This window comes from Rhizobium chutanense, assembly GCF_002531935.1.
Lineage (GTDB): Bacteria > Pseudomonadota > Alphaproteobacteria > Rhizobiales > Rhizobiaceae > Rhizobium > Rhizobium chutanense.
The window spans coordinates 1-20,693 of record NZ_NWSV01000043.1 but is presented as its reverse complement, the minus strand read 5'-3'; the positions used below and the strand labels follow the sequence as shown (position 1 = coordinate 20,693).

At 63.0% G+C, this 20,693-nt stretch carries 17 protein-coding genes; 11 read left to right on the top strand and 6 right to left on the bottom strand.

What is annotated here, in order from left to right; genetic code table 11:
• Window positions 1-503: 503 nt before the first annotated feature.
• The 6 genes from CO666_RS31625 (at window position 504) to hflX (ending at window position 8,009) form a co-directional block, all read left to right on the top strand.
• Window positions 504-1,493, top strand: coding sequence for a potassium channel beta subunit family protein (locus CO666_RS31625; RefSeq protein ID WP_097615855.1), 990 nt, complete (start codon window positions 504-506; stop codon window positions 1,491-1,493).
• A gap of 208 nt (window positions 1,494-1,701) precedes the next feature.
• Window positions 1,702-3,972, top strand: a complete 2,271-nt coding sequence (locus CO666_RS31620; RefSeq protein WP_097615853.1) for a sensor histidine kinase NtrY-like — start codon at window positions 1,702-1,704, stop codon at window positions 3,970-3,972.
• A complete protein-coding gene (gene ntrX / locus CO666_RS31615; RefSeq protein WP_097615851.1) occupies window positions 3,962-5,326 on the top strand; it encodes a nitrogen assimilation response regulator NtrX in 1,365 nt (454 codons plus the stop codon). Before CO666_RS31620 ends, ntrX begins: the two co-directional genes overlap by 11 nt.
• A gap of 62 nt (window positions 5,327-5,388) precedes the next feature.
• A complete protein-coding gene (locus CO666_RS31610) occupies window positions 5,389-6,252 on the top strand; it encodes a D-amino-acid transaminase (protein WP_097615850.1) in 864 nt (287 codons plus the stop codon).
• Between the two features lie 111 nt (window positions 6,253-6,363).
• A complete protein-coding gene (hfq, locus tag CO666_RS31605) occupies window positions 6,364-6,606 on the top strand; it encodes an RNA chaperone Hfq (RefSeq protein WP_003539403.1) in 243 nt (80 codons plus the stop codon).
• 77 nt (window positions 6,607-6,683) lie between these two features.
• Window positions 6,684-8,009, top strand: a complete 1,326-nt coding sequence (hflX, locus tag CO666_RS31600) for a GTPase HflX (RefSeq protein ID WP_097615849.1) — start codon at window positions 6,684-6,686, stop codon at window positions 8,007-8,009.
• A gap of 392 nt (window positions 8,010-8,401) precedes the next feature.
• Here hflX and mazG read toward each other — a convergent pair whose 3' ends face one another.
• Together mazG and CO666_RS31590 are read right to left on the bottom strand one after the other, a co-directional pair.
• A complete protein-coding gene (gene mazG / locus CO666_RS31595; RefSeq protein ID WP_097615848.1) occupies window positions 8,402-9,247 on the bottom strand; it encodes a nucleoside triphosphate pyrophosphohydrolase in 846 nt (281 codons plus the stop codon).
• Window positions 9,248-9,253: 6 nt separating this feature from the next.
• Window positions 9,254-9,841 carry a deaminase gene (locus CO666_RS31590; protein ID WP_097615863.1) on the bottom strand — a complete coding sequence of 196 codons (588 nt, stop codon included), beginning with the start codon at window positions 9,839-9,841 and terminating at the stop codon, window positions 9,254-9,256.
• A 277-nt stretch (window positions 9,842-10,118) separates the two neighbouring features.
• Between CO666_RS31590 and cysG the strand changes: the two genes are divergently transcribed.
• Genes cysG through CO666_RS31565 form a run of 5 tightly spaced genes read left to right on the top strand, consistent with a single transcriptional unit; the run spans window position 10,119 to window position 15,324 of the window.
• Window positions 10,119-11,555: a siroheme synthase CysG gene (gene cysG, locus CO666_RS31585; protein WP_097615847.1), complete on the top strand. Its 1,437-nt coding sequence runs from the start codon at window positions 10,119-10,121 to the stop codon at window positions 11,553-11,555.
• Between the two features lie 2 nt (window positions 11,556-11,557).
• Window positions 11,558-11,872 carry a DUF2849 domain-containing protein gene (locus tag CO666_RS31580; protein WP_010014500.1) on the top strand — a complete coding sequence of 105 codons (315 nt, stop codon included), beginning with the start codon at window positions 11,558-11,560 and terminating at the stop codon, window positions 11,870-11,872.
• 8 nt (window positions 11,873-11,880) lie between these two features.
• Window positions 11,881-13,551 (top strand): nitrite/sulfite reductase, encoded by a 1,671-nt coding sequence (locus CO666_RS31575; RefSeq protein WP_097615846.1) that lies wholly within the window; start codon window positions 11,881-11,883, stop codon window positions 13,549-13,551.
• A gap of 10 nt (window positions 13,552-13,561) precedes the next feature.
• Window positions 13,562-14,074 carry a DUF934 domain-containing protein gene (locus CO666_RS31570; protein WP_097615845.1) on the top strand — a complete coding sequence of 171 codons (513 nt, stop codon included), beginning with the start codon at window positions 13,562-13,564 and terminating at the stop codon, window positions 14,072-14,074.
• A gap of 38 nt (window positions 14,075-14,112) precedes the next feature.
• Window positions 14,113-15,324: a UbiH/UbiF family hydroxylase gene (locus tag CO666_RS31565; RefSeq protein ID WP_097615844.1), complete on the top strand. Its 1,212-nt coding sequence runs from the start codon at window positions 14,113-14,115 to the stop codon at window positions 15,322-15,324.
• Here the strand turns inward: CO666_RS31565 and CO666_RS31560 are convergent.
• The 4 genes from CO666_RS31560 to CO666_RS31545 all read right to left on the bottom strand — a co-directional run.
• The gene (locus tag CO666_RS31560) at window positions 15,292-16,254 is read right to left on the bottom strand and encodes an AEC family transporter (protein WP_097615843.1); all 963 of its coding nucleotides are present in this window, start codon (window positions 16,252-16,254) and stop codon (window positions 15,292-15,294) included. The two genes, CO666_RS31565 and CO666_RS31560, sit on opposite strands and share 33 nt — an antisense overlap.
• Before the next feature lie 191 nt (window positions 16,255-16,445).
• On the bottom strand, window positions 16,446-17,759 hold the full coding sequence (locus CO666_RS31555) for an HlyD family type I secretion periplasmic adaptor subunit (RefSeq protein ID WP_097615842.1): 1,314 nt from the start codon (window positions 17,757-17,759) through the stop codon (window positions 16,446-16,448).
• Complete coding sequence (locus CO666_RS31550; protein WP_097615841.1) at window positions 17,756-19,540, bottom strand: type I secretion system permease/ATPase; 1,785 nt, start codon at window positions 19,538-19,540, stop codon at window positions 17,756-17,758. Before CO666_RS31550 ends, CO666_RS31555 begins: the two co-directional genes overlap by 4 nt.
• Window positions 19,541-19,673: 133 nt before the next feature.
• The coding region (locus CO666_RS31545) for a calcium-binding protein (RefSeq protein WP_143540403.1) at window positions 19,674-20,693 on the bottom strand (1,020 nt) is incomplete at its 5' end.

Genomic DNA, 20,693 nt, shown 5'->3' with positions numbered 1-20,693 from the left:
ACAAAAGCGCAGTGTCATTCAACAGTCACATCGCGTCTGTGGGGTGCGGTTTGCCACCGGGCGAATCTCATTGAAGTTGCTGCAATCGTGGCCGCCGCACCTGTGGATAAGCTGTGGATAACAAGTGGATGAACCGGCCTCGATCGGCGGCCGGCAGCGTCCCGATTGCACGCGCATGTTGCCAATCCGTTCCGAATCTCGTTATGTCACGCTGCCTGCCGTCGACCTCCGCCGCAAACGTCGTCGATCGCACGCTACGGGCGCTCCGGCTGATGTCGTTGAGCGCCCTTTTTCTTTCCGGCAGCCATTGCCGCAAGGACGTCGGTCCAATCAGCGGGCCAGTTCACTGGATTGTGCGCGGTTCTTACCAAAAGAGGCGATGCGAATCGATCGCGAAGCCTCGCATATCCCCACGCATGCCATAGATTACGCGAGTCGGTCGTCGATCGATCGCGCGACGCCGGTGATTGGCCGGCCCAGTTTCATAATTCGGGAGCTGCATGATGGAATATCGTCGTTTGGGAAAATCGGGTCTGCAGGTGAGCGAGTTCTCCTTCGGCTCGTGGGTCACGTTCGGCAAGCAGGTCAACGGCGGCGATGCCGTCGACCTCATGAAGCTCGCCTATGACAACGGGGTGAATTTTTTCGACAATGCCGAAGGTTACGAAAGCGGCAAGTCCGAAATCGTCATGGGCGAGGCGCTCAAATCGCTTGGTTGGAGCCGCGACAGCTTCGTCGTATCGAGTAAGGTCTTCTGGGGCGGTCAGAAGCCGACGCAGCGCGGCCTGTCGCGCAAGCACGTGACCGATGCCTGCCACGCGGCGCTCAAAAGGCTTCAGGTCGACTACCTCGATCTCTATTTCTGCCACCGCCCGGATATCGACACGCCGATCGAGGAAACCGTCCGGGCGATGCACGATCTCGTCGCCCAGGGCAAGGTGCTCTACTGGGGAACGTCGGAATGGTCGGCGCAGCAACTGACGGAAGCCTACGCCGTCGCCCGGGACCTGCGCATCACACCGCCGACCATGGAGCAGCCGCAGTACAACATCTTCGAACGTCAGAAGGTCGAATCCGACTACCTGCCACTCTACGAGCTGATCGGCCTCGGCACCACGATCTGGTCGCCGCTCGCCTCCGGCGTCCTGACCGGCAAATACAATAACGGTGTGCCGGCCGACAGCCGCATGAACCTGCCGGGCTACGAGTGGCTGAAGGAGAGATGGTCGAGCGATGCCGCTCGCGCCCAGCTCAAGCAGGTTGGCGAACTGGCAAAGCTTGCAGACGAGATCGGAATATCGATCACCCATCTCGCGCTTTTGTGGTGCCTCGCCAACCGCAATGTCTCCACCGTCATTCTCGGTGCGTCGCGCGCCAGCCAGCTGCAGGACAATCTCGCGGCCCTTTCGCACCGGCACAAAATGACGCCCGACGTGTTGGAGCGGATCGACCTGATTGCCGGAAACAAACCGGAAGCACCGCGTCGTTTCTAAAAAAGTGAGACGCGCCGAGGTCATGCACGGCTTGACAATGTGACGGGGTGCGTTGCATTTTCGCCACAATGCGTTGCTTAAAGGTCACGCAAGGGTATTGGACATTTCGCTCCCGATCGCGCCGTTGCAGCGCTGGCTTTCTGAGCCGGCGTTGCTCGGGTTTCGATCGAATGGCGAAGGCGGCGGGCGCCGTCTGAAGAGAGGCCGAATGACGCAGGATGGGGTATCGCCGGCAGCGGCGGGCGAGGCGGTGACCACGGTGACCGATCGTCGCGCCCTTTTCGCCGTGCCCGGCCTGGTGCTCGCCGGCGGCGCGCTGCTCTGCGCCACGGCAACACTTTTCGTGCTGCTCGGTCTCACCCCGATCGCCCCGAGTTCCCATGTCGTCATCACCTCGGTGATCGTCAATTCCTTCTTTGTCCTGACGCTGCTGGCGCTGATCGGCCGCGAAGTGGCGCGCCTGCTGAAGGCCCGCACCCGGGGCCGCGCGGCAGCGCGCCTGCATATCCGCATCGTCGTGCTGTTCTCGATCGTCGCGATCACGCCGGCGATTCTCGTCGCCATCTTCGCCAGCATCACATTGAATGCCGGTCTCGACCGCTGGTTTGCGCTGCGCACCCAGTCGATCGTCAGCTCGTCGCGCAATATCGGCCAGGCCTACATGATGGAGAATGCCAGCTATCTGCAGGGGCAGACGGTCTCCATGGCCAACGATCTGGAGCGCAACCGCGCGCTCTACAGCCTCGACAGAACGGGGTTTGCCGACCTGATGACGCGCCAGGCGAGAGGCCGCGGCCTGCTCGGCTCCTTCCTCGTCGAGCGCGACGGCTCGGTGATCGTCCAGGCCGATATCGCCACCGAAAAGCCTCTGCCGGCGATCCCGCAGGATGCGCTGGAAAAGGCCGCCGCCGGCCAGCCGACGCTGATCCCGCCCGGCGTAACCAACCTCGTCGGCGCCATCATCAAGCTCGACGCCATCCAGGGCACCTTCCTCTACACGGTGCGCGCCGTCGATCCCAAGGTCATGGGCGCCATGCGGATGATGGAGGAGAACGCCACAGAATACCGCTCGATGGAGGCCAACCGCTTCTCGCTGCAGGTCGCCTTCGCCGTGCTCTATATCGGCTTCGCGCTGATCGTGCTGCTCGCGGCGATCTGGACGGCGATCGCCGTCGCCGACCGCATCGTCCGGCCGATCCGCCTGCTGATCACCGCCGCCGACAGCGTCGCATCGGGCAATATGGATATCGTCGTGCCGGTGCACTCGGTCGATGGCGACGTCGCCAATCTGTCGCGCACCTTCAACAAGATGATCTCGGAGATCCGCACCCAGCGCGACGAGATCCTCGAAGCCAAGGACGAGGTCGACGACCGCCGCCGCTTCATCGAAGCGGTGCTGTCGGGCGTCACCGCCGCCGTCATCGGCGTCGAGCAGGATCGTCGCATCGCCATCGTCAACAGTTCGGCCGAGACGCTGATGTCGCTCTCGGCCGACGAGATGCTCGGCAAGCAGCTGGCCGACATCGCGCCCGAGGTCGATCAGGTCCTGACCGAGGCGGCGGCGCGCCATCGCGGCGATTTTCGCAAGCAGATCGCGCTGGTGCGCGGCGGCACGGTGCGGACGCTGAGCGTGCAGGTCACCCGCGAGGAAGTGCGCGATATGAGCGAATCCTATGTGATCACGCTCGACGATATCACCGACCTCGTCATCGCCCAGCGCTCGACCGCCTGGGGTGATGTGGCCAGACGCATCGCCCACGAGATCAAAAACCCGCTGACCCCGATCCAGCTGTCCGCCGAGCGCATCCAGCGGCGTTACGGCAAGCAGATCGACCCGAACGACCGGACGGTCTTCGACCAATGCACCGATACGATCATCCGCCAGGTCGGCGATATCGGCCGCATGGTCGACGAATTCTCCGCCTTCGCCCGCATGCCGAAGCCGACCAAGGAACCGAGCGACCTGCGCGATATCCTGCGCGACGCGATCTTCCTGCGCGAGATGGGCAATCATCACGTCAGCTTTGCACAGGATTTCGGCGAGCAGCCGCTGGAGGGCCTGTTCGATAGCCGCATGCTCGGCCAGGCTTTCGGAAATCTGATCAAGAATGCCGTCGAGGCGATCGAAGCCGTTCCGAGCGATGAACGGGACGAACGCAAGATCCTCGTTCGCGCCGCCTTCGATGCCGGCCGCGACCGCTTCACCGTCGATGTCATCGACAATGGCCGCGGCCTGCCGGTGGAGAACCGCCACAGCATTCTGGAGCCCTATATGACGATGCGCGAGAAGGGCACCGGCCTCGGTCTCGCCATCGTCAAGAAAATCATCGAGGAACATGGCGGGCAGCTCGAGCTGCACGATGCGCCCGCCGATTTCGACCGGGGAAGAGGGGCCATGATCCGCGTGCATCTGCCGCGCCGGGATCCGACGCCCGCTGCTCCCGCAGCCAATGACAAGGAAAGCGTTTATGGCCTCTGATATTCTCGTCGTCGACGACGAGCACGATATTCGCGAGATCGTTTCCGGCATTCTCTCGGACGAGGGACACGAGACCCGCACGGCCCACGACAGCGACAGTGCGCTGGCGGCGATATCCGACCGCGTGCCGCGGCTGATCTTCCTCGATATCTGGATGCAGGGCAGCAAGCTCGATGGTCTGTCGCTGCTCGACGAGATCCGCACCCGCCATCCGGATCTGCCCGTGGTGATGATTTCAGGCCACGGCAATATCGAGACCGCCGTCTCGGCGATCAAGCGCGGCGCCTTCGATTTCATCGAGAAGCCTTTCAAGGCCGACCGGCTGATTCTGATCGCCGAGCGGGCGCTGGAAAACTCCAAGCTGAAGCGCGAGGTCTCGGAACTCAAGCGCCGCACCGGCGATGCGCTGGAGCTGATCGGCACCTCGGTCGCCGTTTCGCAGCTGCGCCAGACGATCGAGAAGGTCGCGCCGACCAACAGCCGCATCATGATCCTCGGCGCCTCCGGCTCCGGCAAGGAGCTGGTGGCGCGGATGATCCACAAGAAGTCGGCCCGCGCCAACGGCCCCTTCGTGGCGATCAATGCCGCCAACATCACGCCCGATCGCATGGAGGTGGCGCTGTTCGGCACGGAGGGCACGCCCGGCCAGGCGCGCAAGATCGGCGCGCTCGAGGAAGCCCATCGCGGCATCCTCTATCTCGACGAAGTCGGCGAGATGCCGCGCGAGACGCAGAACAAGATCCTGCGCGTGCTGGTCGATCAGCAGTTCGAGCGCGTCGGCGGCTCCAAGCGAGTCAAGGTCGACGTCCGCATCATCTCTTCGACCGCCTATAATCTCGAAAGCCGCATTGCCGAGGGATGGTTCCGCGAGGATCTCTATCATCGCCTCGCCGTCGTGCCGGTGCGTGTGCCGCAGCTTGCCGAGCGCCGCGAAGACATTCCCTTCCTCGTCGACCAGCTGATGCGCCAGATTTCCGAGCAGGCCGGCATCCGTCCGCGCCGCATCGGCGACGACGCCATGGCCGTGCTGCAGGCGCATGACTGGCCGGGCAATATCCGCCAGCTGCGCAACAACATCGAGCGGCTGATGATCCTGGCCCGCACCGACGGTCCGGATGCGCCGATCACCGCCGATATGCTGCCGACCGATCTCGGCGACATGCTGCCGAAGGTGTCGGCCAAGAACGATTATCACATCATGACGCTGCCGTTGCGCGAGGCCCGTGAGATGTTCGAGAAGGACTATCTGATCGCCCAGATCAACCGCTTCGGCGGCAATATCTCGCGCACCGCCGAATTCGTCGGCATGGAGCGCTCGGCGCTGCACCGCAAGCTGAAATCGCTCGGCGTCTGATCCCCCGGCGCGGCCGACGCCGCGCCGCGCCCCTATATCGTCCCCGGAAGACCAGGTTTCCCATGCCGAGAATTGCCTATGTGAATGGCCGTTACGTCAAGCATTCCGATGCGAGCGTGCATATCGAGGATCGCGGCTATCAGTTCGCCGACGGCGTCTATGAGGTCTGCGAGGTGCGCCACGGCTATATCGTCGATCTCACCCGCCATCTGAACCGTCTCGACCGTTCGCTCGGTGAGCTCCGCATCGCCTGGCCGATGAGCCGGGCGGCGCTGACGCAGGTCATTCGCGAGACGCTGCGCCGCAACCATGTCCGCAACGGGCTTTTCTACATGCAGGTGACACGCGGTGTGGCGCGGCGCGATCATGTCTTCCCGGCCGAGGGAACGCCGCCGTCGCTTGTCATCACCGCCAAGAGCACCGATCCCAAAATCATCGCCGCCAAGAATGCCAACGGCATCAAGGCAATCACGGTGACCGACAACCGCTGGGACCGCGTCGACATCAAATCCGTGGGCTTGCTGCCGAATGCCCTGGCTCGCCAGCAGGCGAAGGAAGCCGGCGCCCAGGAGGCAATCTATGTTGACGGCGACGGGATGGTGAAGGAGGGGGCGGCGACCAATATCTGGATCGTCGATCGCGACGGAACGCTGGTGACGCGGCCGGCCGAACACGGCATCCTGCGCGGCATTACCCGCACCACGCTGATCGATGTCGCAGCCAAGCTGGGCCTCAAGATCATTGAGCGAAACTTCTCGGTTTCCGAGATGCTCGCGGCCCGCGAGGTCTTCCTGACCGCAGCCACAAGTATTTGTTTTCCGGTCGTTTCCGTCGACGGCCAGGCCATCGCCAACGGCCATCCCGGCAGTGTTTCGCAGAAAGTCCGCGCGGCCTTTTTCGACGTTGCGGAAAAGATTGCGATTTGATACCAAGATTTGCTGGACAGGTGGAATGAGGGTGCCGCCGGTCTTGCATGGAGAGATTGATTGATAGTCTACCGGCCAGATGGGGTCGGCAATAAAGAAAGAAGCGGCGCGATGGCGGAACGTTCTCAGAATCTGCAGGACTTATTTCTCAATACTGTTCGCAAGCAAAAGATTTCCCTGACAATCTTTTTGATCAACGGCGTGAAACTCACGGGCGTTGTTACGTCTTTTGACAATTTCTGTGTTCTTCTTCGTCGTGACGGCCATTCGCAGCTCGTGTATAAACATGCGATCTCGACGATCATGCCGGGCCAGCCCATGCAGATGTTCGAGAGCGAAGAAGCAGCGTCCTAACAGGATCAGCCGTCATTTCGACACGCGATACCAAGAACGATTCGATCATCCCTGAGGCTGCCAAGCACAGGGACGACATGCGCGCGACTGTCGTCGTGCCGGTCCTGAAGTCGCGCAGCCGCGGCGGCCAGACCGAATCGGCCTCGACCCGCACGCCGGAAAGCCGGCTCGAAGAGGCGACAGGCCTTGCCCAGGCGATCGACCTCGATGTCGTGAACGGCCAGATCGTGCCGGTCAACGATCCGAGGCCGGCGACGCTGCTCGGCACCGGTAAGATCGAGGAGATCAAGGCGCTGCTCGATGAGCGCGATTCCGGTCTCGTCATCGTCGATCATCCGCTGACGCCGGTGCAGCAGCGCAATCTCGAAAAGGAATGGAACGCCAAGGTCATCGACCGGACGGGCCTCATCCTCGAAATCTTCGGCCGCCGCGCCTCCACCAAGGAAGGCACGCTGCAGGTCGATCTCGCCCACCTGAATTACCAGAAGGGCCGGCTGGTCCGCAGCTGGACCCACCTTGAACGCCAGCGCGGCGGCGGCGGCTTCATGGGCGGCCCCGGCGAAACCCAGATCGAAGCCGACCGGCGGCTCTTGCAGGACCGCATCATCAAGCTCGAACGCGAGCTGGAGCAGGTCGTGCGCACCCGCCAGCTCCACCGCGCAAAACGCCGCAAGGTGCCGCACCCGATCGTGGCGCTGGTCGGTTATACTAATGCCGGCAAGTCGACGCTGTTCAACCGCATCACCGGGGCAGGGGTTCTCGCCGAAGACATGCTCTTTGCGACGCTGGACCCGACGCTTCGGCGCATGAAGCTGCCGCATGGCCGAACCGTCATCCTGTCCGATACCGTCGGCTTCATCTCCGACCTGCCGACCCATCTGGTCGCCGCCTTCCGCGCGACGCTGGAAGAGGTGCTGGAAGCCGATCTCATCCTGCATGTCCGCGATATGTCCGATGCCGACAACCAGGCCCAGAGCTCCGACGTGATGCGCATCCTGAACGACCTCGGCATCGACGAGGCCGAATCCGCCAAGCGGCTGATCGAGGTCTGGAACAAGATCGACCGGCTGGAGCCCGAGGTGCACGACACCATGGTGCAGAAATCATCGGGCGCCAGCAACGTCGTCGCGGTCTCCGCCGTCAGCGGCGAGGGCGTCGACACGCTGATGGACGAAATCAGCCGCCGCCTCTCCGGCGTGATGACCGAAGCAACGATCCGCCTTCCGGTCGACAAGCTGGCGCTGCTGCCCTGGCTCTACGACCACGCGATCGTCGACGGCCGCGAGGACAATGAGGACGGCTCGATCACGCTCGATCTGCGGCTGTCGGAGACCGAGGCCACCGAACTCGAGCGCCGCATCGGCAATGGGCCGAAGGCCGCTAAGGAAGATTGGGAGCGGTAAGCGGGGCTTCTTGCTCTTGCTCTTGCTCTTGCTCATGGCTGCTTGTCACAGGTCCGCGCCATCAATCATTTGATAAGCCGAGAGGAAAGAGTCTTTCGCGCCCAAGGACTTGGACGCGCTGGATTCCTGTGACAAGCACAGGAATGAGGGTGGATGGGGTTGGTGTCTTCGCCAAAAAATTTCCCGGTGAGGCACCCAGCGCTTGTACTGACATTTAATAGAGCGTGGCGAATTAGAGTTCACAGCCAGTTCGGCGGCAGCTGGCGGAAGGCCACACCCACCCTCATTCCTGTGCCTGTCACAGGAATCCAGCCACCGCGCGTCCGCGCGGTGAATGACTCCTATCAAAAGCAGGCAGTTGCGCGCCTTTCCTTCAAGGGACGACCGAAACCTCACTCAGCCCCAGCCATAACAGCCCGCTCGATCGCCTTGGCAGCCTGCCAGATCTCCTCCATCCGCTCCAGCGTCGCGTCCTCCAGCGTCTCACCATCCGCTTCAAGAACCGTCTCTATATAGCTGAATCGACGCCGGAATTTCGTATTCGTGCCCCGCACTGCCTGTTCCGGATCCGCCTTCACATGCCGGCCGATATTGACGACGGCAAAGATCAAATCGCCGAGTTCGTCGCTGACCTTCGCCCGATCGCCTTCCCGGAGCGCCACCCGCAATTCGCCGATCTCCTCCTCGATCTTGTCGAGGATCGGCTCCGGCGCCGACCAGTCGAAGCCGACCTTGGCGGCGCGTTCCTGCAGCTTCAGTGCTTCCGTCAAAGCCGGGAAGCTGCGCTGCACCGAGCCTAAGAACCCGCCCTTGAAATCCTCGGCAATCCCACGCCTTGCCCGGCGTTCGGCGCGCTCGCGTTTCTCCGCCTGCTTGATCTCGTCCCACTGGATCTTCACCGCACCCGGCGTATCGGCCGCCGAGCGGGCAAAGACGTGCGGGTGGCGGCGGATCATCTTGGTGGTGATGGCGTTGACCACGTCGCCGAAGGAAAATTCGCCGGCCTCCTCGGCCATGCGGGCGTGAAAGACCACCTGCAGCAAGAGGTCGCCGAGCTCGTCGCAGAGATCGTCCATATCGCCGCGCTCGATCGCGTCGGAGACCTCATAGGCCTCCTCGATCGTATAGGGCTTGATCGTCTCGAAATTCTGCTCGATGTCCCAGGGGCAGCCGGTTTCGGGATGGCGCAGCGCCGCCATGATCTCGATCAGCCGTGAAATATCTTTGGACGGTTCCATGGTGCCTCAGTTCAGCGGAATATCGTTGGCGCTCTTCGACGACTGGTAGTTGGACGACAGTGCGTCGTAGCGCGCCTTGATGCGGGCGGTCTGCGCTTTCAGCGCGGTCTTCAAAGAAGCCTCTTCGGTCTCGACGAGATCGGCGATGGCAAAGCTGTTCCAGAAGGCGTTTTGCCTGCGATAGCCGCCGGGTTCAAGCCCGAAGACCTCCTTCAGGATCTTCAGATCGTGCGGAATGGCGAAAGCATCGCGGGAATCCTCATGGCTGAAGAAATAGTAGAAATTGTCGAAGCCCGCCCAGGTGATCGCCGACATGCACATGGTGCAGGGTTCGTGCGTCGACAGAAAGATCAAGTCCTTGGTCGCCGGCTTGTCGCCAAGCTCGTAGAAGCGCTTGAGCGTATGCACCTCGCCGTGCCAGAGCGGGTTCTCCAACTCGTTGTTGGTCTCGGCGACGACGAGCGACAGATCGGATTTGCGCAGGATCGCCGCACCGAACACCTTATTGCCGAGCGAAACCCCGTGCTCGGTCAGCGGCAGGATATCCTCTTCCATGACCGAAAGCAGGCGGGAGGCGATGGTCTTGTCAGGCATTGACATCTCCGGTTTTCCCTCAGTCTATCGCCTCGGCGGCGCGAGCGAAATGCGCCAAACGCCGGTGGACGCCGTTTGCCACAGGCTTTACACTGCGCTGCAGCAATGAGCCGGAGTGAGGCAGTCGGTGAGGCATTTTTGCCAGCATGGGTGACTTTTCTCAAATCATTGATCGCGCGAGCAAAAGAATACGCGCTTGCCTGGGCTTTCGGATTTCTGTTCCTTCAATCGCTTGTCGACAAAGGGCATATTCCGGCAACTTCGAAGTGGATTCGTGATGCCTTCCAAGACTGAACAGCTTTCGGTATTTCCCGCCTTCTTTCGCGTGGAAGGCCAGAAGACGACTGTCTTCGGCAATGGCGACGAAGCTTTCGCCAAGGTGCGGCTGCTGCTCAACACGCGGGCATGGATTGTCGCCTATGCCGACCGGCCGGAAGCCGATTACCACGCCTTCCTGATCGCCAACCGTATCGAAACCGTGCGTGCCGCCTTTTCGGCCGAACAGGTCGAGGGTTCGGCGCTGGTTTTCGCCGCCACCGGCAATGACGCCGACGACCGCGATATCGTCGATGCCGCCCGCGCGGCCGGAATTCCGGCCAATGCCGTCGATCAGCCCGACTATTGCGATTTCTTCACGCCGGCGCTGGTCAATCGCGCTCCGGTCGCCGTTGCGATCGGCACCGAAGGGGCAGGGCCGGTTCTGGCGCAGATGATCCGCGCGCAGATCGACCAGCTTCTCTCGCCTTCGCTCGGCCGCCTTGCCGCTCTGGCGACGAACTATCGCAAGGCCGTTGAGCAAATTATTCCGCGTGGCGTCTCCCGCCGCGTCTTCTGGCGCCGCTTCTTCTCCGGCGCCGTCGCCGATGCGGTCGCCAACGGCAATCTGCCGCAGGCTCGCCACGCCGCCGATCGGCTGTTGGGCTCGATGGACAAGGTCGCCGGCCACGTCTGGCTCGTGGGGGCCGGTCCGGGGGCGGAAGATCTGCTGACGCTGCGCGCTCAGCGCGTGATGATGGAAGCCGACGTCATCGTCTATGATGCGCTCGTGCCGCAGGCGATCGTCGATATGGGCCGCCGCGATGCCGAGCGCCTTTCCGTCGGCAAGCGCAAGGGCTGTCACTCGAAGTCGCAGGAAGAGATCAACGAGCTGCTCGTCGATCTTGGCCGCCAGGGCAAACGCGTCGTCCGGCTCAAGTCGGGCGATCCGCTGGTCTATGGCCGGGCAGGGGAAGAAATGGCGGCCTTGCGCGCCGCCGGCATCACCTATGAGGTCGTGCCCGGCATCACCTCGGCTTTCGCCGCCGCTGCCGATTTCGAGCTGCCGTTGACGCTGCGCGGCGTTGCTTCCTCGCTGGTCTTCACCACGGGCCATGATCTCACCGGCGACGTGCTGCCCGATTGGGCAAGCCTTGCCGTCTCAGGCGCGACGATCGCCGTCTATATGGGCCGCACCGTTGCCGCCTCCGTCGCCGAACGGCTGATGCAGGCCGGCATTCCCGCCGAAACCACCGTCGCCGTCATCGAAAATGCCAGCCGCGCCGAGCGCCGCCTGCTGCATGGCACGCTCGCCGATCTGCCCGATCTGCAGCACCGCGACGAGCTGACCGGGCCGGTCATGGTCATTATCGGCGATGCGGTCGCCGGCGCCAATTTCGAACTGTCCGAGCCGCTGGTGCGTGCAAACGCCCGGCTCGAGGAACTTGCAAGGAGCTGAATATGGGTGACAAGGTTCTGACGGCCAACCGGCTGACGGATGGCATTGCCGTCTGGCTGGATGCGAACGGGAAGTGGTCCACCTCGCTGCAGGAGGCGCTTGTCGCCCGCCACAACGAAGCCGTCGAAGCGCTGGAGGCGATCGGCAAAAAATCCTATGCCGACAACGAGGTCGTTGACGTCGCCGTCGTCGACGTCCAGGAAACCAACGGCATTCTCTGGCCGCTACGCCTTCGCGAGCGCATCCGCGCGCAAGGGCCGACCATGGAATACGCACCGGGCTACGCTCCGGCCGATCCCGAATTCATTGCAGTCTGAGGAAGACGATGTACCGTTACGACGAATTTGACCATGCTTTTGTCACCGAGCGCGTCGAGCAGTTTCGCGATCAGGTCGAGCGCCGCCTTGCCGGCGAGCTGGCCGAGGATGCATTCAAGCCGCTGCGCCTGATGAACGGCGTCTACCTGCAGCTGCATGCCTATATGCTGCGCATCGCCATTCCCTATGGCACGCTGAGCGCGCGCCAGATGCGCATGCTCGCCCATATCGCCCGCACCTATGACCGCGGTTACGGCCACTTCACCACGCGCCAGAACCTGCAGTTCAACTGGCCGAAACTGTCCGAAATCCCCGATGCGCTCGCCGATCTCGCAAGCGTCGAGATGCATGCCCTGCAGACTTCGGGCAACTGCATCCGGAACGTCACGGCCGATCACTTCGCCGGTGCTGCCGCCGACGAGGTCGCTGATCCCAGACCTTACGCCGAAATCCTGCGCCAGTGGTCGTCGGTGCATCCGGAATTCTCCTTCCTGCCGCGCAAGTTCAAGATCGCCGTCACCGGCGCCGAGCGCGACCGCGCCGCCATCCAGGTCCACGATATCGGCTTGCACCTGAAGACGAACGACAAGGGCGAAATCGGCTTTGCCGTCTATGTCGGCGGTGGCCAGGGCCGCACGCCGATGATCGCCAAGCTGATCCGCGACTTCCTGCCCGAGGAAGACCTGCTCTCCTACACCACCGCGATCGTGCGCGTGTACAATCTGCACGGCCGCCGCGACAACAAATACAAGGCCCGCATCAAGATCCTCGTGCACGAAACCGGAACCGAGGAGCTGACGCGCCAGATTGAAGCCGAATTCGCCTCGCTGAAGGATACGGAGCTCAAGCTGCCGGAAAAGGATGTCGAGGCAATCGCCGCCTATTTCGCGCTGCCTGATCTGCCCGAGCGCGCCGAAGGCTGGGAAAACCTCGCCCGCTGGAAGAAGGCCGATCCGGATTTCGCCCGCTGGGTGCAGCAGAACGTGCAGCCGCACAAGAACCCCGATTACGGCATGGTGACGATCTCGCTGAAGCCGATCGGCGGTATTCCGGGCGACGCCACCGACGCCCAGATGGATGCGATTGCCGATCTCGCCGAGGACTATGGCTTCGACGAGATCCGCGTCAGCCATGAGCAGAACCTGATCCTGCCGCATGTGGCGCTGGCCGATCTCGAAGCCGTCTATCGCGGCCTCGTCGCCATCAAGCTGGCCGAAGCCAATGCCGGCCTGATCACCGATATCATTGCCTGTCCGGGGCTGGACTATTGCGCGCTCGCCAATGCGCGCTCCATCCCGCTGGCGCAGGAAATCTCCCGCCGCTTCGGCAATGCCGAGCGCCAGGCCGAGATCGGCGAGCTGAAGATCAAGATCTCCGGCTGCATCAATGCCTGCGGCCATCACCATGTCGGCCATATCGGCCTGCTCGGTGTCGAGAAGAAGGGCGCCGAACTCTACCAGATTACGCTGGGCGGTTCCGGCGACGAACATACCTCGATCGGCGAGATCATCGGCCGCGGCTTCGAGCCGGACCGGGTTACGGACGCGATCGAGACGATCGTCGACACCTATCTCGGCCTGCGCCTCGATCACTCCGAAACCTTCCTCGCCGCTTATCGCCGCGTCGGACCGCAGCCATTCAAGACCGCGCTCTACGGCTCGGCCGCCGAAGCGGCATAAGGAGGGGATGATGACGAAGATCTGGAGAGAAAGCGGTTTTGTCGACAACGATCCCTGGGTGATCGAAACCGACGAGGTGAAGGCGACCGCGGAGCAGAAGCCGCTGCTTTCCCTCGACGAATTGATCGCCAGGGCCGACGAAAGCAACGAAGTCGGCCTCGGCGTGCTGATCAAGCCGGCCGACGATGTGCGTAGGCTGGAACCCTATCTCGATCGCCTCGCAATCGTTGCCGTCGCTTTTCCGGCCTTCAATGACGGCCGCGCCTTCAGCCATGCCTCGCTGCTGCGCCAACGCCTGGGCTATGCCAACGAGCTGCGCGCCGTCGGCGACGTGCTGATCGATCAGGTGCCGCTGATGCTGCGCGTCGGCATCGACAGCTTTTCCGTCACCAACGCCACCGCGCTGAAGCGGCTTTCCGAAAACCGTCTTCCCGCCATTCCCCATCATTATCAGCCGGCGGTGCGTGACGCCGACGCCGGCAAGGGCTATAGTTGGCGCCGTCAGGCGAAGCCGGCCGCATAAGCGGCCGGTCCGCCTTTTTACGATGGCGGAACGATAGCATGAAGACATTCGAAGTGGCGGTGATCGGTGGCGGTCTCGCCGGCATGATCGCCGCGATCGCGCTCGCCCGCGGCGGTCGCAACGTGGCGCTGGTGGCTCCTCTCTCTCCTAGGGAAGACCGGCGCACCACGGCGCTGATGGATCAATCGATCCGCTTTCTCGACCGGCTGACGCTCTGGGAAAAGCTGCGCCCGGCAGCAGCACCTCTGACCAGCATGCGCATCATCGACGGCACCGACCGGCTGCTGCGCGCACCGACGACCACGTTTCGCGCCGCCGAAGTCGGCCTCGATGCCTTCGGCTATAATTTTCCCAACAAGGTTTTGACGGAGATCCTCGAACAGGCTGCGGCCGGCGAGGGCAATATCACCCGTTTCACCGACATGGCCGAATCGATCGGCGTTGCCGCCGAAGCCGTTTCGATCACGCTTGCCGGCGGCGAGACGCTGACGGCCGATTTTGCCGTCGGCGCCGATGGCCGCGGCTCGACGCTGCGCGAGACCGCCGGCATCGACACCCGCAAATGGTCCTATCCGCAAGCGGCCATGGTGCTGAACTTCGCCCATTCCCTGCCGCACCAGAATATTTCGACCGAGTTCCACACCAAACACGGCCCCTTTACCCAGGTGCCGCTGCCTGGCGGCCGTTCCAGCCTGGTGTGGGTGCAGGATCCCGCTGAGGCGGCTGCCCGCATGGAATTGCCGCTGCCTGAACTTGGGCTTCTCGTCGAGGCGCAGATGCAGTCCATGCTTGGCAAGGTCGATGTCGAGGAGGGCGTCCAGCTGTGGCCGCTGTCGGGCATGATGGCGCATCGTTTCGGCAAGGGGCGCATCGCGCTGATCGGCGAGGCCGCCCATGTCTTCCCGCCGATCGGGGCGCAGGGGCTGAACCTCAGCCTGCGCGATATCATGGCGCTTGCCGATATCCTCTGCGACAGGGCCGAATTGCCGGTGCCGGCCGATGCCGGCGACAGCTTCGAGCGCCGGCGCCGCGCCGATATCATGACGCGCACGGCCAGCGTCGATCTTCTCAACCGCTCGCTGCTCTCGGATTTCCTCCCCGTCCAGATGCTGCGCGCTGCCGGCCTGCATATCCTCTCGGCCATTCCGCCGCTGCGCAGCATCGTCATGCGCGAGGGCATCGAGCCCGGTCGCGGCTTCCGCGATATTCCGGATGCTTTACGGGAAAAGCTGAAGCGGAAGAAGGCCTGAGCGGATCGCGATCAGCCAGAGCGAAACGCTTGCCACCGAAAGCACCGTCGTGATCAGGATCGTCGCCGAGGCACGCTCCTGCCACACCCCATATTGCTGGCCGATGACGAAGACATTGGTCGCCGTCGGCAGGCAGGCGAGCAGCACGGCCGCCTGGATCCAGACCGGTGCGAAACCGCCGACACTGGTCAATGCGACGAAAACCAGGATCGGATGCAGGATCAGCTTCGCCGGCACGATGTAGCCGATCTCGGCCGGAACCCGCTTCAGCGGCCTGAGCGCCAGCGTCACGCCCATGGCAAAGAGCGCGCAGGGAGCGGCCGCTTGGGCGAGGTAATCAACGAGCCGCTGGAACGCCAGCGGCTGGTCGATATCGAGGGCGGCGACCGCAAAGCCTGCGGCCGTCGATAGAATGAAGGGATGCAGCGCGACCTTCCGGGCGATATCGGCGGCAAGCCGCCCGGCCGAGCGCTTGTCGTCGCCGGCCGCCGCCATCAGCGCCGGCGCGACGATGAAATGCAGCGCGTTCTCGAAGCAGATGATCAGCGCCACCGGCACGGCAGCGCCTTCGCCGAGCGCCAGGAGCGCCAGGCCCGGCCCCATATAGCCGATATTGCCGTAGGCGCCGGCAAAGGCCTGGATCGTGCAGTCGGCAAGCGAATTGCCGCGCAGGACGCGGCCGATGACGAACAGCAGGGTGAAGACCGCATAGGTCGCCGCGATATCGGTGACGATGAAGTCGACGCGCGTCAGCTCTTCGATCGGCGTACGCGAGACGAGCTTGAAGAACAAAGCGGGCAGGGCGGCGTAGATGATGAAGGTGTTCAGCCAGCCGAGCGCTTCGGCCGGCTGTTTCGTCGCCTTGGCGGCGATGTAACCGATCAGGATCAGGCCGAAGAACGGCAGAAGCAGGCTGATGATATCGACCAAGATGCATGGGCTCGACACGAATGTCATTTTTGACGGTCGTGTCCGTTGAAACGAAAGGATTATGTTTCAGCCATATCGCAAAAATGGTGCAAGTTGTCCCGTTAAAAGTGTCACGATCCAAATCATGGCCCGGGTAGAGAAAATCTAGGCACAAAAAACCGCCGAAGCAGGGTAGACGTCGCGCGATGCGCCTATTCTTCCCGGAAGGCCCGGTTGATCTGGTCGGTGAGCGGTTTGACCAAATAGGACAGGGCGGTGCGCTCGCTGGTTCGGATGAAGGCCTCGGCCGGCATACCCGGCAGCAGCGTCAGACCATCCAGCTTCTTCAGTTCTTCAGGCGGCACGGCTATACGCACGACGTAGTAGGAAAGCCCGCTGCGCTGGTCGGTGGTGAGATCGGCGGCGACGAGGCTTACATGGCCATTCAGTTCCTGCGTGGTGCGCTGGTTGAAGGCCGACATGCGTAGCACCGCCTTCTGGCCGATCTGGAGTTGATCGATGTCCTTCGGTGCGATCCGCACCTCCAGCGCCAAATTGTCATTCTCCGGCACGACCAGCATGATCGGATCGGCGGGCGTCAGGACGCCGCCGACCGTATGCGCCTGGAGCGAATGGACGATGCCGGACTGGGGAGCGACGATGTCGGTGCGCTTCAGCTCGTCCTCGGCGGCGATCTTGCGCTCGACATACTCGCCGATCTGCGCCTGCGTATCGCGCAGTTCCCGTCCGACCTCGGCCTTCAGATCCTGATCGACCTGGAGAATCTGGAGATTCGTTTCGGTGATGCGGCCGGCGGCCTGCGCCTGAGCGGCGATCTGCTCGCCGCGGTCGCCGCCGAAGGTGGCGCGCTCCGTCTTGAGGGTGTTGAGCCGCTGGTCCGACACCGCACCCTGCGCGCGCAGGGAGGTGAGTGAGGCGATTTCCTTGTCGAGCACTGTGATGCCGTCGGTATAGGCGATCTCCTGCGCCTTCACCCCCTCGATCTCGTGCTGGTACTGGAGAATGCGTTCGCGCAGTTGCGCCGTCTTGCTTCGCAGCGCCTCGCGGCGGATGGTGAAGAGCCGCTCCTCGCCGTGCAGGATCGCGGCGATTTCGGGATCGTCGCGCCGAGCCAGCAGGCCGTCGGGGAAGACGATCGCCGGCAGATCGTCGCGTTCGGCTCCGAGCCGCGCGAAGCGTGCCTGGAATTCATCCAGCCGTCTTGTGACGATCGCCAGATTGGCGCGCGTCGTCGTGGCGTCGAGCCGCAGCACAACGTCGCCGGCTTTCACCTCCGAGCCCTCGTGAACCAGGATTTCGCCAACCACGCCGCCGGTGGGATGCTGAACCTTCTTCACATAGGAGTCGACCACGAGACTCCCGGACGCCACCACGGCTCCGGCCAGATTCGTCGTTGATGCCCAGCCGCCGACGCCGACGACAAAGCCGCAACACATCACGAGGCTGCCGAGCAAGTGTCGGCGAATGGAAGCGGAAAGGCCGCCGTCCCTGTCAATCCCGGTCATGGATGTGCCCGATCGTTTCTGGCGTTGCTAACCTGCTCTTCTATGCCTCTGGTCAACGGCTGCGCTCCGCTTTCGTCATGAGGTTGTTTCCTGCTTCGCACGGCCCTAATCGCGGGGTCCGCAGCAGGAGCCACCTGCAGAACCTTCGACAGCACCTCGTCTTTCGGACCGAAGGCGCGCTGGCGGCCACCCTCCATCATCAGCACCTTGTCGACGACGCTGATTGCGCTCGGTCGGTGCGCGACGACGATCGCGATGCCGCCGCGCTCGCGAACCGAGACGATGGTCCGGACCACGGCCGCCTCGCCCTCGGCGTCGAGATTGGCGTTCGGCTCGTCCATCACCACGAGGAAGGGATCGCCATAGAGCGCACGGGCAAGGCCGATCCGCTGGCGCTGGCCGGCCGAGAGCGCCGAGCCGCCTTCGCCGATGCGGGTCTCATAGCCCTTCTCGAAGGAAAGGATCAATTCGTGCGCGCCCGTCGCTTTCGCCGCCGCCACGATCGCCTCCGGATCGGGATCATCCTCGAAGCGCGCGATGTTTTCCGCTATGGTTCCATCGAACAGCTCGACCCCCTGCGGCAGGTAGCCGATATGGCGGCCGAGCACCTCGTTGTCCCAGTGGTCGAGGCTGGCCCCGTCGAGGCGGACAGCCCCGGCCGCCGGCGCCCAGACTCCGACCAGCACCCGAGCGAGGCTCGACTTGCCCGAGCCGGACGGCCCGATGATGCCGAGTACGGTTCCGCGCTCCATGACAAAGCCAACACCGCCGACAGTCGGCTTGCGCTCGCCGGGAGGAACGATGGTGAGCGCTTCGGCGCGCAGTTCGCGCACCGGCTTCGGCAGCGGCATGACCGGCTGCTGTTCCGGCATCTTCTTCATCATGTCCTGCAGCCTGGCCCAGCTCTGCCGCGCCATCAGGAAGGCCCTCCAGTTGGCGATGGCGAGATCGACCGGGGCAAGCGCGCGGCCCATCATGATCGAGGAGGCGATCATCACGCCAGGAGTGGCGTCCTGATTGATAACCAGCCATGCGCCGGTGCCGAGGATCGCCGATTGCAGGATGACGCGCAACGCTTTGGACATGGCCCCGAGGCCGCCGGTGACGTCACCCGCCCGGCGGTTGGCCACCAGATAGTCGGAATTGGCCCTCTGCCAGCGCGCGCCAATCCTGCGGGAAAGCCCCATTGCATGGACGACCTCAGCATTGCGGCGGGCGGCTTCCATGAGCCCGTTGCGGGCCATGTTTTGGCTCGTCACCTCCTTGATCGCCTTCCGCGAAAGGATGTTCGTCAGCAGCGTCAGCGACACCAGCACAATCGCGCCGACCAGCGCCGTCATGCCAAGCCAGAAATGGAAGATGAAGCAGATGCCGAGATAGAGCGGTATCCACGGCAGGTCGAAAAGCGCCGTCGGGCCGGCGCCCGACAGGAAGCCGCGCACATTGTCGAGATCACGCAGCGGCTGCAGGCCGTCGCTGGGCATAAGGGCGATGAGCGGCAGGCGCATCACGGCCCTATGCACCCGGTCCGAAAGATCGCGGTCGAAGCGCTCGCCGATGCGCAGAAGGATGCGTGAGCGCAGGATATCGAGTGCCGCCTGAAAACCGTAGAGCCCGAGCGCGAGACTACCGAGGCCGACCAGGGTCGGCACGCTGCCACTTGCCAGAACCCGGTCGTAGATCTGCAGCATGAACAGCGGTGAGGTCAGCCCCAGCAGGTTGATGACGAAGCTTGCGGCAACCAAGCCACCGAGAATACCCAGGTTCAGTAAAGCAAACATGATACTTCTTCCTTCACAGTACCGCAGGCGCTTTGACCGTGCTTCCGTCATGCCGATCGAGGGTGGATCGATTATGGAACCACCGCGGCGAAACCGCCGCGGTGGTGGAACGGCCGGCCGGCCGTGGTTTTGATCACAAGAGGAAATCCGAAGCCGTCAAGCCCAGGTTGGTGCCTGTCAGGACGATCGTCATTTCGTCGCTGCCCGCGTTGCCATCGGTATCGAAGTGAAGGATCGTGTTGCCGTTACTTTCCGTAGACCAGGCACCGTGAGCCGTCGGCATCGTTCCGGACCAGACGAACGCTTGATCACCCGGGGTGTTGGGATTGGCCGTGTACGCGTCGAGCCCGCTCACATTGATCTTGTCAAACCCATGGTGGAAGTCATGGATCGTGTCCGGGGCGGCCAATGTGCTGTCGCCCGCGGAGGCAAACACAAACGTGTCGTTACCGGAGCCACCCCAAAGGTCATCCTGCTCGCCGCTGCCAATGAGCGTGTCGTTGCCGGACCCCCCGTACAATGTGTCAGTGCCTTGGCTTCCGGTCAGCGTGTCGTTACCGGCTTGGCCGTATAGCGTATCGACCCCGTTGTTGCCATTCAGCGTGTCGTTCCCTGCTTGGCCATAGAGCGTATCACCAGAGTTGCCGCCGCTGATCGTATTGTCAGCCCCATCTCCGACCTTAATATCGATACCGTTGGTTTCACCCCAGTTTGTCGTTGTCGCGATCGCCGTATCCGTATCATGGTCATTGCTCGTATCGCTGTCGGTTTCGATCACGTCGATGATGCTGAGATGGAAGTTCTGCGAGGCATCCGGCGTGCCGCCAACTGTGTGATCATTGACGTCCACGGTCACGTCGTAGCTGGCCTTCGCTTCGAAGTTCGCGCCACCGTTGAAGTACAGCGCGCCATTCGTGATCGTGAACGAAGCCGCGTCACTTCCTGACAGCGACAATACGTTGTTCCCCGAATCGACATCCGTTACCGCGATATCGGCAACTTTGATCAAGCCCCCATTTTCCGGCGTCGACGTCACTGTATTCGACAACACAACCGCCGTCGGTGCATCGTTGACTGCCGCCAGCGTGAAGCTCTGCGTTGCCGGGAGACTGCCGCCATGGCCGTCGATGACATTGTAGCTGAGACTGACCGG